We start from the raw sequence: 12,679 nt of genomic DNA, 5'->3' as shown, positions 1-12,679 counted from the left end.
TTGCGAAAACAAAAGACCGTGATACGAACTCACGGTCATTTTTTTCTCCATATTTATTAACAGCAGGAGTTAACTGCAGTCTTTGCATTCGTTGAATTTGAACTACACCCGTACCCATCCTTACCTAGCGGCTTCGCGTCCGCATCCGCCGCGCAACAAGCATTCGTTTCGGTTGGTGCAGGCCCCCCACAACAGTTTTCTTTTTCAACATTGCTTTCTTTGCCTGTATTCATGTCTTTGCTCATATTCAATTCCTCCTAAATAATGAAGTGTCTTACGCTTCTGTAGACGCGTATTTATTCAGAAGGACGCAAATTTTTCCTAACAAGAACGCGAGTCGCAACCTCCTTCACAATGATTACGAGACGTAACATCTATAATATGGCCAAGCCGATCAAACTCAAAATCACAACAATTCAGCAAAAGCTCTTTCAACTTCTCTCTACCGCGCTGTACCCTCGATTTGGCTCCGGAAATGGAGACAGCTAACTCCTCGCTCAGCTGTTTCTGCGTATAGCCGCCAAATTCGGTTAATTCGAGAGCATGCGCATATTTCTCAGAAAGTTGCCGTACCATCGGTCTGATACAAGCCGATATTTCCTTGAACGCTTCATTTACTTCCTCCGATGTCTCAGGTGAGGGTAGATTGAGAGGCAATTCATCCAGCAGTTGGCTTTTTCCTTTTCGATAATAATCAATGATGCTATTTCGAGTAATCTGATAAATCCACGACTGAAGTTTCTCACTGTCCTTTAGATGATCTAAATTAGTGTGTATTTTCATAAATACATTCTGGAGAATGTCATCAGTGTCCTGCTCACTTGTTACCCGTTTTAGAATGAAATTCCGCAAAGGGCTATAAAATGATTTCCATACTTCCTCCGTGTCCATACGCTTCCTCCGGCATTTGTTTTATTACAGAGACGTGCGAATATGTAAAAGGACGCACTTTTCGAATACTATTCCAAAAAAATAGCCCCTTAGCAATAATAATTGCCAGGAGCCGTAATAAGATCACTTATCAAATAATTTCACCAGCGCCTCACGTTGAGGTTGTCTAATATTAACAACGGGACGAATGCTTTGCGCCAGTTTTTCAGCCTCTTCGATGGTTTGACTCTTGCCCAATGTTATCAATGTTCCAACAGCTACAGCACCAGTGCGTCCTTTTCCGCCGCCACAATGGAACCCAACTTTCTTACCGCTCTTATAAGCCTCTACAACGTGGTCGATGGCTTGTTGAAACAGTTGGTCTTGTGGTCCCTCCGCATTGTCACCCAGGGGGACTTTTAGCCATTCAACGTTGCCCTCAGGATAGGCGCATTCCGTAGCTTCCCCGCGCAGATCCACAATCACTTCAACGTTTTCATTTTTAACCATATCTTCAACGTCGGCAGCCCCGCCAAAGAATACTTTATCGTCGATTAATGCCTGATAGTTTTTCTGCTTACCTTCCTTCACGAACTGTTCGATTCGGTTCTTGATGGAATCGCGCACTTCACGGAATTTCGCCGTAATTTCTTCTTCGGTTCCCGTTGCTTTTGCAGGATCATCGAAACCCCAGTGCCATCTCTCAGCCTTGTCATTGCGTACAACCGGGCAGTTATCGTTAGCGTGACCACACAGTGTGATAATGTAATCGGCGCGGCTTAAAATCTCAGGGTCTATCACGTCGGATGTATGGCTCGAAATATCGATGCCCGCTTCTTTCATTGTTGCAACCGCGCGAGGGTTCAATCCGTGTGCTTCCAGACCTGCGCTTTTCACTTCGTATTTATCGCTGCCTAAAGCTTTCAAAAATCCATCGGCGATTTGACTGCGGCAAGAGTTTCCTGTGCAAAGAAAATAAACTAATTTTTTGTCCATATCTGAATATCTCCTTATTCGTGAATTTGTTTATATAGGATTGATGCAACTACAGCTCCAAGAACTGTCGCTACAAGGTAAATCCAAAGATGCTCTGTTGTACCTGATACAATAGCAGGACCAAATGAACGGGCTGGATTCATGGAAGCCCCGCAAATAGGGCCCGCAAACATGGCCATTAACCCAACAGTCCCGCCAATGGCAAGACCGGCAAAAGATTTAACAGCTTTGCCATGTACGGCAGAACCTAATATAACCATCATGAGGATAAAAGTTAAAATGAACTCTAAAATAAATGACTGTTGCCAGGAAAACCGAGGAAGAGTTGCGCCTAAATGAGCTACATTACCGAACATAAACAAGAGTGTCATACTCGCGAAAATTGCGGCTAGCATTTGCGTAACCATATAAAACAAGCTTTCTTTAAACGAAATATCGCCTCTTACCAAAAAGCCAATTGTAACCGCAGGATTAAAATGTGCTCCTGATATATGGCCGAAGGTATAAATCAGTGCCATAACTACCAAACCAAATGTGATTGCAATCCCAACATGGGTAAGGCTTTGTGTAATATCGTTAATGACAACTGCCCCAGTACCTGCAAAAACCAAAAAATAAGTACCAATAAATTCAGCAATCAGTTTCTTCTTTAACATCACAAGTGGCCCCTAATCACAACAATCCAGTTGTTCGCAAGATATTTTTTCTACTTTTTCTTTTTGAGAAGGCAAGTGCTCAAATAATTCAAGCAAATACGGTTTGTCATCAATATTCAAGGAATAAAACACCCATTGGCCTTTTTTAGCTTCTTTGACCAGACCGCCATCTTTTAGTTTTCGCATATGTTGGCTTACATTAGGTTGGCTCGTTTGCATGAGCTCTACAATCTCATAAACGCAAAGTTCGCGTTCTTTGAGAAGGGAAAGAATCGTGAGCCTCATTTTATCCCCCAACAGCTTGCATACTTCCGATAACTTTTCTATTTCAACCAAAGCTATGCACTCCTCTATAAAGGCACATTCAAACCTTTTAACAGCTCGATCACTTTCTTTTGTATTTCGTCTCTCGCTTGTCTTACCGCTTGGATATCCTCCTTTATCAGAGGATCCTCGATATTCCAATCAACGCTAGTGATACCAAAAGGAATAATTGGACAACGTTCGGCAACTTGTTGACAGAGCTTAACAATAACATTAGAGGAAATAAAATACTTCATATCGATTTTCTTAGAAGCATTCCCTGAAAGTTCAATCCCAAATTCCTTCATGACTTCAACAGTAAAAGGATGAATATCATACGGCTCAAGTCCTGCACTTTCGACTATAACGTGTTCTCCACCGTAGTGCTTAGCAAATGCTTCTGCTATTTGACTGCGGCAGCGGTTTTGAATACACAGAAAGTAAACACGAACTGGTTTCTTCAACATTTTCTCAACCCTATACCATCTGTCAATGATTATATAATTATTCAGTTATATTTGTAAGTTAAGAAATTGTAAATATGATCTAGGACCATATTTAGATGGAATTCCAAGACGTTTCAGTTAATCAAAATATTTCGATTATGCTATTGCAATTCAATTCGCATTGGTTTATATTGTTAATAAATCAAAAATATTTGATGAATGAATCGGGTGAAAACAATGAAAACCATAATTCCAATACATGAAGTAAAGACTACCACTAAAAAGAACGATTCCTTCTTTGAAACGTATGAGGCAAAGTTTAAAGCCTTGGCGGATCGCAAAAGACTGCAAATCATGTATGAGTTAACCCAGCGAGGAAAAACGTGTGTTTGCGACTTATGCGATATCGTGGATATGGCTCAATCGAAATTGTCTTATCACTTGAAGATCCTATTAGATGCAAACCTAATTACGAAAGAAGTCATTGGTACCTGGAGCTATTACGAGATCAATAATTCTGAAGTTAACGGCTTGCTTTCAGAAGAGCTGTGCTGCATTTTTAGACCAAGTCGATCATAAATTTTTTTTAGAATTAATATCAATTTTTTTTGATTTATAAATCAATATATTTTGATGAAGGAGTGTTTATTTCATGTTATTCCACGATGTGAATCCACAAATGATGTATGTAAAACAGCAAGGTAAACAAGTTAGCTTAGCAGAAGAGGTTCAAGTTCAGAACCAAAAACAATTTAGTTTTAGTCTCAATAAACTCACAAACTTATTTCGGACTAAACAAACTACGCAAAGTGTTTGCTGTGCATGCGCCTGCTCTTAAAAACAAATAAACTTGCGTCTCTTGGAAGTAGCAACCGTCTTGAATAATGAAAACTAAACAATTATTTGGAGGAATCTTCAATGAGTGAAAATGCAGTTCTAACTAAGGCCCAATTACCTGTAGCCATTATAGGCGCTGGACCAGTTGGTCTTGCCGCGGCAGCACATTTAGTTTCCCGGGGAGAACCCTTTATACTGTTTGATGCCGGGAACCACGTAGGTGCCAATATTCTTACATGGTCACATGTACGTCTCTTTTCTCCATGGGAATACAATATTGATAAAGCAGCACGTCAATTACTGACTTCACACGGTTGGATTGCCCCGAATAATTCTGATATCCCTACCGGGCTAGAACTAGTTGAGAAGTATTTTAAACCTTTAGCAGAATTACCTGAAATAAAACCTTTCATTCAATTGAATGCCTCAGTGATTGCCGTGAGTCGAAAAGGCCTAAATAAGGTCAAAACAAATGGCCGCAACGACCTTCCGTTTGTTTTACATGTTGAGAAAAATGGAGATCGAATTTTGTTTGAAGCCAAGGCAGTCATTGATGCTTCGGGTACATGGACTAATCCGAACCCTGTCATTTCAGAAGGTGTATGGACTCCTGAGGAGCAGTCTTTAAGTAAGCAAGTTTTCTATGGTATACCAGAGATTCTTGGCAAGCATAAAGATCGCTTCAGTGGAAAGAAAGTTCTCGTTGTAGGCAGCGGTCACTCTGCAATCAATACACTTTTGGAACTCGGAGGTCTTAAGGATCAAGTACAAGATACGGAAATCGTTTGGGTACTTAGGAAGTCTAAGCTTAAAGACGTCTATGGAGGGCAAGAGCAAGATCAGCTCGCCGCTAGAGGGGAACTTGGAACACGTATTCAGAAGCTAGTCGAAACAGGTAAAGTTAAAGTTCTAACACCTTTTTATATTCAAGAGTTAAAAAAGAACGGAGAAAAGATACAGGTTATTGGTACTTTAAATAACGAATTGATTCAAATTGATGCTATTGATGAGATTGTTTCAAATACAGGTTCCCGTCCGGATCTATCCTTCTTAAGAGAAGTCCGGGTGATTACAGATCCAAGCCTGGAAAGTACTTTGGAGTTAGCGCCTCTCATCGATCCAAACGTTCACAGCTGCGGTACGGTTAGACCACACGGAGAGAAAGAACTTAGACAACCAGAGAGGGACTTTTATATTGTTGGATCGAAGAGCTATGGTAGAGCACCTACTTTTTTGATGGCAACAGGGTATGAACAAGTAAGATCCGTTGTTGCAGCTTTAGTAGGTGATCATGAGGCAGCTGAGAGAGTAGAACTTGAACTACCCGAGACAGGTGTTTGTAGTATACAGACTAGCTCATGCTGTGAACCTGTAAAAAGTGAAGAACTTGTACTCAAAACGGATACCGTAAGCACTTGTTGTTCACTAGTCATGACTCCAGCGGCATCAAAATCTTCTTGCTGCGGTTAGTAATCACATCGGCGTTGTCTAATAGGCAATGCCGGTTTTATTTTGAAAGGAGAAGTTCATTGATAATTGGATATACTGGAGGACGTAGCCCAAGCGAAGGTGCGGGAACGTTCTTTTTTATTAAGAACGGGAGGTTAGTATAATTCTTTCATAATTCAACCCGAAGAAATTATTAACTTCTTGGTGCCCATAACATGACGGACACACCTACAATGCAAATAGCGGCTCCTAGCCAGTCGTATATATCGGGTGTTTTCTTATCGACAAGCCATCCCCATAACACCGCGAGAACAACAAATACGCCACCGTAAGCAGCGTAGACTCGCCCGAATGTCGGGAAACTTTGCAGTGTTGGAATGATGCCTTGCTTCCAAGCACCCCATACCAAAGGGGCTTTGATTCTCGTAACCAAAGCCAAACTAGATACCCGCCGCCAATTTCGGCAAGACCAGCAAGCACAAAAATTAATATAGCCATCAACATAAAAATCCCCTAACACGAACCCGTATTTTCTATCTTCTCCAAGCATTCCGACCAGGTAAGGCATTTGCAGCTTATTCCATTGTCTAGAATTCGTATCATGGAATTGATATGCTTCTTTCGCTCTTCAAGTTCAGAGCGCTTTTGCTTCGCCATCTGTTGCCAACGATCCGAAAGCGAATCGCCGGTTTCAAAGCCTTCAAGCAACACAGCTATTTCCTGAATACTAAAACCGGTTTGCTGCGCGACTTTAATAAAGTTGATACGGTCAAGCAGCCCTTCGTCATACCGGCGTTGCCCGTTTTGGCGCTGCGGAGACGGTAGCAACCCAACGGATTCGTAATAACGCAGCGTCGACGCGTTCAATTCTGCCCTTGCTGCAAGTTGACCAATGCTAAGCCCAGCCATGAAAACACTCCTTGACTTAAAGTTAACTTTAAGTTTTATACTTCGATTATATCTTGATTGGAAGGTGATGTACATGAAAAAAGGGGAATGGCTCGCCGGTCTTGGGTTATTAGGGGCATGTGCCTTATGTTGCGCGTTGCCATTGATCGGTGGCGCGGCAGCTCTCGGCATCTCATCTTTCTTTTTGAATCCGTTGATTGTGGCGGGTATGTCCCTTGTGTTTGTGATAGCGGGAGTCATTATATATCAGCGGCGGAAGAAAAGCGGATCGACTTGCATGAAAAAAGGATGTAGCTGCAATTCCTGCACAAAGTTAGAGGGGGTAGAAACCATGAGAAAAGAAATACCGGTTGCTTGCTGCCATACGGTTTTTACGAAAGAACAGCGGGTGGAGTACAAAAGCGTTTGGGGAGAACTTGAAGCAAGAAGGCTCCGTGTTACAGAGATCGAAAAGGGATACGAGTATCAATTCCCTGGCGATCCGGATACGCTGCGGCTTTTGATTGAATGGGTTAGCCTGGAGCGGAAATGCTGCCCGTTTTTAACTTTTACCGTCCGTGCGAGCCGCGAGGAAGAACCGATTTGGCTTCCGTTGACCGGAAACGAAGAGGCGAAAACTTTCTTGAGTCAAGAAATTAACGAAAATATTTCAAACATAATTCAACCCCCGTCAGTATAAATACCTGCCGGAGGCCGTAAGTACGTTACTTATTAAATAACTTTTCCAGCGCCTCACGTTGAGGCAGTCTAATATTAACAAAAGGGCGAATGCTTTGCGCCAGTTTTTCAGCTTCTTCGATGGTTTACTTACCCAATGTTATCAATGCTCCAACTGCTACAGCACCAGTGCACCCTTTTCCCCCGCCACAATGGAACCCAACTTTCTTACCGCTCTTATAAGCCTCTCTACAACGGGGTCGATGGCTTGTTGAAACAATTGGTCTTGCTGTCCCTCCGCATTGTCACCCAGAGGGACTTTTAGCCATTCCACGTTACCTGCAAGATAGGCGCACTCGTAGCCTCTCCACGTAAATCCACAATAACTTCAACGCCTTCATTTTTCACCATATCCTCGACGTCAGCAGCACCGCCGAAAAATATTTGATCATCGATTAATGCCTGATAGTTTTTCTGCATACCTTCCTTCACGAACTACTCGATCCGGTTCTTGATGGAATCGCGCATTTCACGGAATTTCGCCGTAATTTCTTCTTCGGTTCCCGTTGCTTTTGCAGAGTCGTCGAAGCCCCAGTGCCATCTTTCAGCATTGCCATTTAAGAAATTGGAATTAATTTCAAATTATTTCTTTAAAATGTAAAATATGAGAAGGATTTTTAAATAAAATGTAGAATTTACTTTTTTTAACCAATTAAAAAGGCGCCTTTTAATTTGTTAACTTAACATTTTATATATCTGGAGGAATTTATGAAGAAAATATCAAAGACTATTTTATCTCTGGCCCTTACTGTTTCATGTATTGGTGTTTTTTCGTCAAATGTTATTAACGCAGAATCTAGTTCAAGTACTAATATTATAAGCCCTATGGGTGATCCAGATAATCCTTATTTCCCGCTGAATTGGGATTGGCCAACGACGAATACCAATGTTACACAGTTATATGGTGGAAGTGAACCGCATAAAGGTATTGATATCGGTGTTAAATTACAATCAGTAACAGCTGTAGAAAGCGGAGTCGTTATGGGATCCGGACAATATACATTGGTAAGTGGCTATACATCAGCAATTAAGTATGTAACAATTAAACATGACCAGAAGGATCCTAATGGTAATAACCTAATCGCACGTTATCTTCACCTTGACAGTTTTTCGGTGAACACTGGGAATACTGTTAGTAAAGGACAACAAATCGGAATATCAGGAAATACAGGTGCAAAAAAAACCGGTACTAATACTCCAGACAATTATCACCTTCATTTTGATGTGAATAACGGTAACACAATGACACCTACTTTTTCTCAAACCATTAACCCAAAGCTTTTTTGGCCTTATTTTGTTAGTGGCTTTCAAACATTCAGCTTGGAACCAGATAATCATGAAGTTGATGAATTATCAAACCCAGATTATTTTATTGACCAATTACTCATTAATTATGTTGGTCAAGATGCATTTGAAAAATGGATGGCTGATATTTCGGTAACAGACCATTCTTTGACAAATTTTAAGAAAAAATTTCATTTAAAAGATGAGAAAGTCGCTGACCTATTAAAAGTTTAATATTTCGCAATACCGCAAAGTAGTAGATAAACTCGTTACTAGATCGTTAAGCTTTAAAGGCTAATCTGTTGTCAGACAGAGGTGATTCTAATGCAAAAATCTATTCAGATTTTCTTAAAGTTAGTTGTATGGACGATCTCTATGAGCTTAATGTTAATTGTATTGATAGGTTGTAATAACAATCAACAAAAGATCGACAGAACTCAAAATGAAATATGGAAACTGGCGTTGGAGGGTAAACTTAAAGGAGTTGAAGTTCCAATTGGGACTACTAAGAGCGAAACTCTTAAGATACTTCCAAATCCAATAAGTACAGGGCGCTCTGAAAACGGATATCGTCTAGAATACGAGGGCTTCTCCTTGGAATTTCAAGTGTATGGAGTGGAGGCCATCCATTCACTAAATGAGCTTGATAAAAATGCAAAAATTCAAAAGATTACAGCCAAACCAACAACAGTAGGATGGCAGGGAACAACAGCCGACGTTAAAAAAGCGTTAGGAGAACCTGATCAAGAATTAGATGATGAAGCCTACGGCCCTGCATGGAATCAAATTTATAAAGTTAAGGACAATTTATATTTAAAGTTCATTTCGGAAACCAAAGAAGGCCCCATTGTTAAAATTATAGTTGAATAATAGAAACAGGCTGTCAATCGACAGCCTGTTTCTATGTCTCTGTGCTAGGATTAAAAGCAAGGGTCAGGCAGCCAATGGATCCACTCCACTCTTCCGAGGGATTCCTGGCTTTATCACGCAACGGGACCTGAGCTAATTGGCTTGAATTTGGCGCCACATGGTCACCATATCGATCCAACCGCGATGTTCGGCAATCTTACCATCTACTACACGATATTGGCGGTACAGGGTGACATCAATGGAATTGCCCGTAGGTGCGTTTCCAAAAAACATACCTTTATGCGTACCCTTCACAGCCATTCTCACTAATACCTTCTCCCCTTGGGCTATGATCTCTTCCACTGTGTAGAGTTTATCGGGAAATGCTTCTAATATTTTGCCGGCAAATTGTTTCAGGCCTTCTTTGGATTGATAAGTGTGCTCTTGGTAATCGGATGTCAAAAATCGTTCTGTACTATCCAAATCACTTTGATTCCAAAAAGCCTCGATAAATGCGGTTACCGTTTCGATATTCTTCTGTTCAATCGTTTCCATAGTAAACATCTCCTTTGTGTTTATCCGTTCGGCTTTATGGCCTCTTGTTACTTGACCTGAATTTGGGGCAATAGCGTCCCCGTGTCAAACCAACCGCGATGTTCGACAATCTTATCGTCTACGACCCGAAATTCACGGAACTGAGTGAGCTTAACGGACTTGCCCTTAGGTAAGTGTCCGGCAAACGTACCTTTATGCGTACCTGTTATAACGATTCTTGCAATTACTTTCTCTCCTTGGGCTATGGTCTCTTCCAGCACATAGTGTTTATCAGCAAATGCTTCCCCTAATTGTTTAACAAAAAATTGATCCGTATGATCCAAATCACTTGGATTCGGCAAGGCCTCGATAAACGCGGTTACTGTTTCAATATTTTTTTGTTCTATCGTTTTCATACTAAATCATGCTCCTTTATTGTTTGTTGGTCATTTTGTTGCTGCAGCGATCCCATTGGTAATCATCCGGGTCAGATTCACGAACTTATCGACCGCACTTTCGACCCTCTCCCTGATCCCCTCATCTGACGGAGCACCATCCGGACCAAAACTATGATTTCCAGCTCCAATAGAGATCCACTCCGGACTGTTAACACCATGCAAAGCGCGAATAATGCTCTGTAGATTCGATAACGAGCTTACCCCCATTGGACCGCCTGCCGAACTTACGGAAAGCACCGGCTTCCCCGAAACATGACTTGCATTCATGTAATCCAAGGCGTTTTTCAGCACCCCCGAAATGGAGCCATGATATTCCGGGGTCGCAAGGATCAGTCCATCTGCATTTGCAGCCGTTTCTAATACATACTGAGCGTTCGGGTGAAAGTCCCAGTTATCGGGTGAAAAAAGCGGTAAATGAAGCTCCCGCAGATCCACAAGCGTGGCTGATATATTTTTTGCTTTCAATAAATGATCGATATAGTGAAGAAGATTCGTGCTCATTGCGCCTTCGCGATTACTGCCAGCAATCATTGTAATTTTCATATTCATAATCACCTTTCACTCTTATAATTTATCGTTTCGGATTGTCGTCATCCAAAAATTGGCTCATTCGTGTTTGAATGGTAAACTTGGGTTACGATCTTTACGAGTCCGCCCGCTTGCGCATCTTTGGGAGTCGGCCGCTCTCCTGTCGCATCGGTCATTTTCGCTCGTCACTACTATGACGGATGGCGATAAGAGAACGTGACCGGTTGGCGAAAAAAAATATCTGGCGGTGCAATTCGAAGCGATTCCCGCCGGAAATCCCGGCTTCCTGTCACATCGCTCGGGTTTCATACGTCAATATATATAAAAGGCATATAAGGAAGGAATGTGACCGATGGACGAACAAAAATGGCTGGCGGAGGAATTCGAGGGTTACCGGAACCATCTGCAAGCGGTGGCTTACCGAATGCTGGGATCTCTGAGCGAGGCGGACGACGCCGTGCAGGAATCTTGGCTCCGCCTCAGCCGATCAGATAGAAGCAATGTCGAGAATTTGGGCGGTTGGCTGACGACGGTTGTCGCGCGGGTGTGCCTCGACATGCTGCGCTCGCGCAAATCGCGGCACGAGGAGCCCATGGAGGCGTACGTGGCCGAGCCGATCACGAGCCGCGAGGACGGGAGCGACCCCGAGCGCGAAGCGCTGCTGGCCGATTCCGTCGGTCTTGCGATGCTCGTGGTGCTTGAGAACCTGAATCCCGCCGAGCGCATCACGTTCGTGCTGCACGATATATTCGCCATGCCCTTCGTAGAGATTGCTCCCATCGTAGGGCGCACCGAGGCCGCGGCCAGGCAGCTCGCAAGCCGTGCACGCCGCAGGGTGCAAGGAGCGGAGACAGCTCCCGACGCCGATCTTACCCGCCAGCGCGAACTGGTTGATGCCTTCCTCTCGGCGGCACGCGCAGGCAACTTCGAAGCGCTGCTCAAGGTACTCGACCCGGGTGTCGTGCTCCGGGACGATCGCGAAGCTGCTGGTGCAATAAGGGAGATTCGCGGTGCGCATGCTATAGCCAAGCAGGTCATTGCTAGCGGTGCCAAAGCTGCACGACCGGCAATCGTGAACGGAGCCATAGGCATCGCCGTGGTTCCGCATGGAGAACTGTTATTCGTCATTATGCCAACGTTCAAGGAGGGCAAGATCGCTGGATTAGATTTGTTCTCCGACCCCGTACGCCTCGGCCAGCTCGACCTGACGGTTCTTGGCGACTGACGAGCCAACCTACAATGCGGCTCGGGCTTAGAAGTGCGTATTATAATTGGATAGAAAACAAAGGGAACTGTGCATGATGCCGATTTGTGGATAAATATCATCGATCTATTTGTCCGGAATGACCGCAAAAGCTCGAGTAGAGATGAATGAAATGCCTAAACAGTCGGTAATGCCCTATATGTCTACAGTTCCCCCTTACCCGTCATGGAAAGAACAAAGGTCTTTAATAGAGAACATTTTGACTCATTTGGTGGNAACAAAGGTCTTTAATAGAGAACATTTTGACTCATTTGGTGGGTCAATGACCACCAATCAGGCTTCGAACGAATAAAATTCCATAATTAGCGAAGATCGTTCGTTGTTTATGGACTTTTGTTCTTTCGAGTCCCGAAATGGCTATTTCTCCGAAATTTAGCGTCAAACTTGTTCACTAATAACGACCTTTGTTCTTTGCCAAGCGGATGACCCGAAGGTTCCCCCCTCATTTCTTTGAAGTAGCCGATGGTTGCATGATGTGCAATCGATTCTGCGGAAGAGCGATTGAAATTGCCTCCATAGGAGTCAGTTTCATAATTCAATTTGTTTGGTCGTGCACTAGTCCAATTTTAAAAGGACATT

General features: G+C 43.0%; 17 protein-coding genes and 3 pseudogenes. 6 read left to right on the top strand and 14 right to left on the bottom strand.

Going from position 1 to position 12,679, the window contains the following annotated elements; translation table 11 throughout:
• Window positions 1-56: 56 nt before the first annotated feature.
• The 7 genes and pseudogenes from ACFQZT_RS14825 to ACFQZT_RS14795 all read right to left on the bottom strand — a co-directional run bounded on the left by ACFQZT_RS14825 (window position 57) and on the right by ACFQZT_RS14795 (window position 3,292).
• The gene (locus tag ACFQZT_RS14825; protein ID WP_379301105.1) at window positions 57-245 is read right to left on the bottom strand and encodes a hypothetical protein; all 189 of its coding nucleotides are present in this window, start codon (window positions 243-245) and stop codon (window positions 57-59) included.
• A 76-nt stretch (window positions 246-321) separates the two neighbouring features.
• Window positions 322-891 (bottom strand): RNA polymerase sigma factor SigZ, encoded by a 570-nt coding sequence (sigZ, locus tag ACFQZT_RS14820; RefSeq protein ID WP_379301103.1) that lies wholly within the window; start codon window positions 889-891, stop codon window positions 322-324.
• Between the two features lie 123 nt (window positions 892-1,014).
• Window positions 1,015-1,461, bottom strand: a complete 447-nt coding sequence (locus ACFQZT_RS14815; protein WP_379301285.1) for a protein-tyrosine phosphatase family protein — start codon at window positions 1,459-1,461, stop codon at window positions 1,015-1,017.
• A pseudogene (arsC, locus tag ACFQZT_RS14810) lies at window positions 1,447-1,866 on the bottom strand (arsenate reductase (thioredoxin)); the annotation flags it as partial. The gene ACFQZT_RS14815 and the pseudogene arsC, both read right to left, overlap by 15 nt.
• A 14-nt stretch (window positions 1,867-1,880) precedes the next feature.
• Window positions 1,881-2,522 (bottom strand): MIP/aquaporin family protein, encoded by a 642-nt coding sequence (locus ACFQZT_RS14805; RefSeq protein WP_379301101.1) that lies wholly within the window; start codon window positions 2,520-2,522, stop codon window positions 1,881-1,883.
• A 12-nt stretch (window positions 2,523-2,534) separates the two neighbouring features.
• Window positions 2,535-2,858, bottom strand: coding sequence for an ArsR/SmtB family transcription factor (locus tag ACFQZT_RS14800; RefSeq protein WP_379301099.1), 324 nt, complete (start codon window positions 2,856-2,858; stop codon window positions 2,535-2,537).
• A gap of 14 nt (window positions 2,859-2,872) precedes the next feature.
• A complete protein-coding gene (locus ACFQZT_RS14795; RefSeq protein WP_379301097.1) occupies window positions 2,873-3,292 on the bottom strand; it encodes an arsenate reductase ArsC in 420 nt (139 codons plus the stop codon).
• Window positions 3,293-3,508: 216 nt separating this feature from the next.
• Here ACFQZT_RS14795 and ACFQZT_RS14790 point away from each other — a divergent pair, with 216 nt between their 5' ends.
• A complete protein-coding gene (locus tag ACFQZT_RS14790) occupies window positions 3,509-3,850 on the top strand; it encodes an ArsR/SmtB family transcription factor (RefSeq protein WP_379301095.1) in 342 nt (113 codons plus the stop codon).
• Window positions 3,851-4,189: 339 nt separating this feature from the next.
• On the top strand, window positions 4,190-5,578 hold the full coding sequence (locus ACFQZT_RS14785; protein ID WP_379301093.1) for an NAD(P)-binding domain-containing protein: 1,389 nt from the start codon (window positions 4,190-4,192) through the stop codon (window positions 5,576-5,578).
• Between the two features lie 235 nt (window positions 5,579-5,813).
• On the opposite strand, the pseudogene ACFQZT_RS14780 reads toward ACFQZT_RS14785, so the two are convergent.
• Window positions 5,814-6,055, bottom strand: a pseudogene (locus ACFQZT_RS14780) (YnfA family protein); the annotation flags it as partial.
• 15 nt (window positions 6,056-6,070) lie between these two features.
• A complete protein-coding gene (locus ACFQZT_RS14775) occupies window positions 6,071-6,466 on the bottom strand; it encodes a MerR family transcriptional regulator (protein ID WP_379301091.1) in 396 nt (131 codons plus the stop codon).
• 331 nt (window positions 6,467-6,797) lie between these two features.
• Here ACFQZT_RS14775 and ACFQZT_RS14770 point away from each other — a divergent pair, with 331 nt between their 5' ends.
• The gene (locus ACFQZT_RS14770) at window positions 6,798-7,145 is read left to right on the top strand and encodes a hypothetical protein (protein WP_379301089.1); all 348 of its coding nucleotides are present in this window, start codon (window positions 6,798-6,800) and stop codon (window positions 7,143-7,145) included.
• A gap of 299 nt (window positions 7,146-7,444) precedes the next feature.
• Here ACFQZT_RS14770 and ACFQZT_RS14765 read toward each other — a convergent pair whose 3' ends face one another.
• Both ACFQZT_RS14765 and ACFQZT_RS14760 read right to left on the bottom strand, forming a co-directional pair.
• The gene (locus ACFQZT_RS14765) at window positions 7,445-7,603 is read right to left on the bottom strand and encodes a hypothetical protein (protein ID WP_379301087.1); all 159 of its coding nucleotides are present in this window, start codon (window positions 7,601-7,603) and stop codon (window positions 7,445-7,447) included.
• 15 nt (window positions 7,604-7,618) lie between these two features.
• Window positions 7,619-7,741: pseudogene (locus ACFQZT_RS14760) on the bottom strand (arsenate reductase); the annotation flags it as partial.
• 150 nt (window positions 7,742-7,891) lie between these two features.
• On the opposite strand from ACFQZT_RS14760, the gene ACFQZT_RS14755 reads away from it, so the two are divergent.
• Complete coding sequence (locus tag ACFQZT_RS14755; RefSeq protein WP_379301085.1) at window positions 7,892-8,701, top strand: M23 family metallopeptidase; 810 nt, start codon at window positions 7,892-7,894, stop codon at window positions 8,699-8,701.
• A 90-nt stretch (window positions 8,702-8,791) separates the two neighbouring features.
• Window positions 8,792-9,337, top strand: coding sequence for a DUF4309 domain-containing protein (locus tag ACFQZT_RS14750; protein ID WP_379301083.1), 546 nt, complete (start codon window positions 8,792-8,794; stop codon window positions 9,335-9,337).
• Between the two features lie 132 nt (window positions 9,338-9,469).
• On the opposite strand, the gene ACFQZT_RS14745 is transcribed toward ACFQZT_RS14750, so the two are convergent.
• The 3 genes from ACFQZT_RS14745 to ACFQZT_RS14735 are packed head-to-tail and all read right to left on the bottom strand — an operon-like array spanning window position 9,470 to window position 10,851.
• Window positions 9,470-9,871: an ester cyclase gene (locus ACFQZT_RS14745; RefSeq protein WP_379301081.1), complete on the bottom strand. Its 402-nt coding sequence runs from the start codon at window positions 9,869-9,871 to the stop codon at window positions 9,470-9,472.
• 47 nt (window positions 9,872-9,918) lie between these two features.
• The gene (locus ACFQZT_RS14740; protein WP_379301079.1) at window positions 9,919-10,266 is read right to left on the bottom strand and encodes an ester cyclase; all 348 of its coding nucleotides are present in this window, start codon (window positions 10,264-10,266) and stop codon (window positions 9,919-9,921) included.
• Window positions 10,267-10,296: 30 nt separating this feature from the next.
• Window positions 10,297-10,851 (bottom strand): NADPH-dependent FMN reductase, encoded by a 555-nt coding sequence (locus ACFQZT_RS14735; protein ID WP_379301077.1) that lies wholly within the window; start codon window positions 10,849-10,851, stop codon window positions 10,297-10,299.
• Window positions 10,852-11,188: 337 nt separating this feature from the next.
• On the opposite strand from ACFQZT_RS14735, the gene ACFQZT_RS14730 reads away from it, so the two are divergent.
• A complete protein-coding gene (locus ACFQZT_RS14730) occupies window positions 11,189-12,061 on the top strand; it encodes a sigma-70 family RNA polymerase sigma factor (RefSeq protein ID WP_379301075.1) in 873 nt (290 codons plus the stop codon).
• The last annotated feature ends 618 nt before the right edge of the window (window positions 12,062-12,679 follow it).

This window comes from Paenibacillus sp. GCM10027628 (assembly GCF_042676385.1).
In the GTDB taxonomy this organism is placed as follows: Bacteria; Bacillota; Bacilli; order Paenibacillales; family NBRC-103111; genus Paenibacillus_E.
Note: the sequence above shows the minus strand (reverse complement) of the source record. Positions and strands in the feature narration are given on the sequence as shown.

Excerpts from the sequence above, each read along its gene's own strand:
- ACFQZT_RS14825 (WP_379301105.1), bottom strand. The coding sequence starts at position 245 with ATGAGCAAAGACATGAATACAGGCAAAGAAAGCAATGTTGAAAAAGAA.
- sigZ (WP_379301103.1), bottom strand. The coding sequence starts at position 891 with ATGGACACGGAGGAAGTATGGAAATCATTTTATAGCCCTTTGCGGAAT.
- ACFQZT_RS14805 (WP_379301101.1), bottom strand. The coding sequence starts at position 2,522 with ATGTTAAAGAAGAAACTGATTGCTGAATTTATTGGTACTTATTTTTTG.
- ACFQZT_RS14795 (WP_379301097.1), bottom strand. The coding sequence starts at position 3,292 with ATGTTGAAGAAACCAGTTCGTGTTTACTTTCTGTGTATTCAAAACCGC.
- ACFQZT_RS14790 (WP_379301095.1), top strand. The coding sequence starts at position 3,509 with ATGAAAACCATAATTCCAATACATGAAGTAAAGACTACCACTAAAAAG.
- ACFQZT_RS14785 (WP_379301093.1), top strand. The coding sequence starts at position 4,190 with ATGAGTGAAAATGCAGTTCTAACTAAGGCCCAATTACCTGTAGCCATT.
- ACFQZT_RS14775 (WP_379301091.1), bottom strand. The coding sequence starts at position 6,466 with ATGGCTGGGCTTAGCATTGGTCAACTTGCAGCAAGGGCAGAATTGAAC.
- ACFQZT_RS14770 (WP_379301089.1), top strand. The coding sequence starts at position 6,798 with ATGAGAAAAGAAATACCGGTTGCTTGCTGCCATACGGTTTTTACGAAA.
- ACFQZT_RS14765 (WP_379301087.1), bottom strand. The coding sequence starts at position 7,603 with ATGCAGAAAAACTATCAGGCATTAATCGATGATCAAATATTTTTCGGC.
- ACFQZT_RS14755 (WP_379301085.1), top strand. The coding sequence starts at position 7,892 with ATGAAGAAAATATCAAAGACTATTTTATCTCTGGCCCTTACTGTTTCA.
- ACFQZT_RS14750 (WP_379301083.1), top strand. The coding sequence starts at position 8,792 with ATGCAAAAATCTATTCAGATTTTCTTAAAGTTAGTTGTATGGACGATC.
- ACFQZT_RS14745 (WP_379301081.1), bottom strand. The coding sequence starts at position 9,871 with ATGGAAACGATTGAACAGAAGAATATCGAAACGGTAACCGCATTTATC.
- ACFQZT_RS14740 (WP_379301079.1), bottom strand. The coding sequence starts at position 10,266 with ATGAAAACGATAGAACAAAAAAATATTGAAACAGTAACCGCGTTTATC.
- ACFQZT_RS14735 (WP_379301077.1), bottom strand. The coding sequence starts at position 10,851 with ATGAAAATTACAATGATTGCTGGCAGTAATCGCGAAGGCGCAATGAGC.
- ACFQZT_RS14730 (WP_379301075.1), top strand. The coding sequence starts at position 11,189 with ATGGACGAACAAAAATGGCTGGCGGAGGAATTCGAGGGTTACCGGAAC.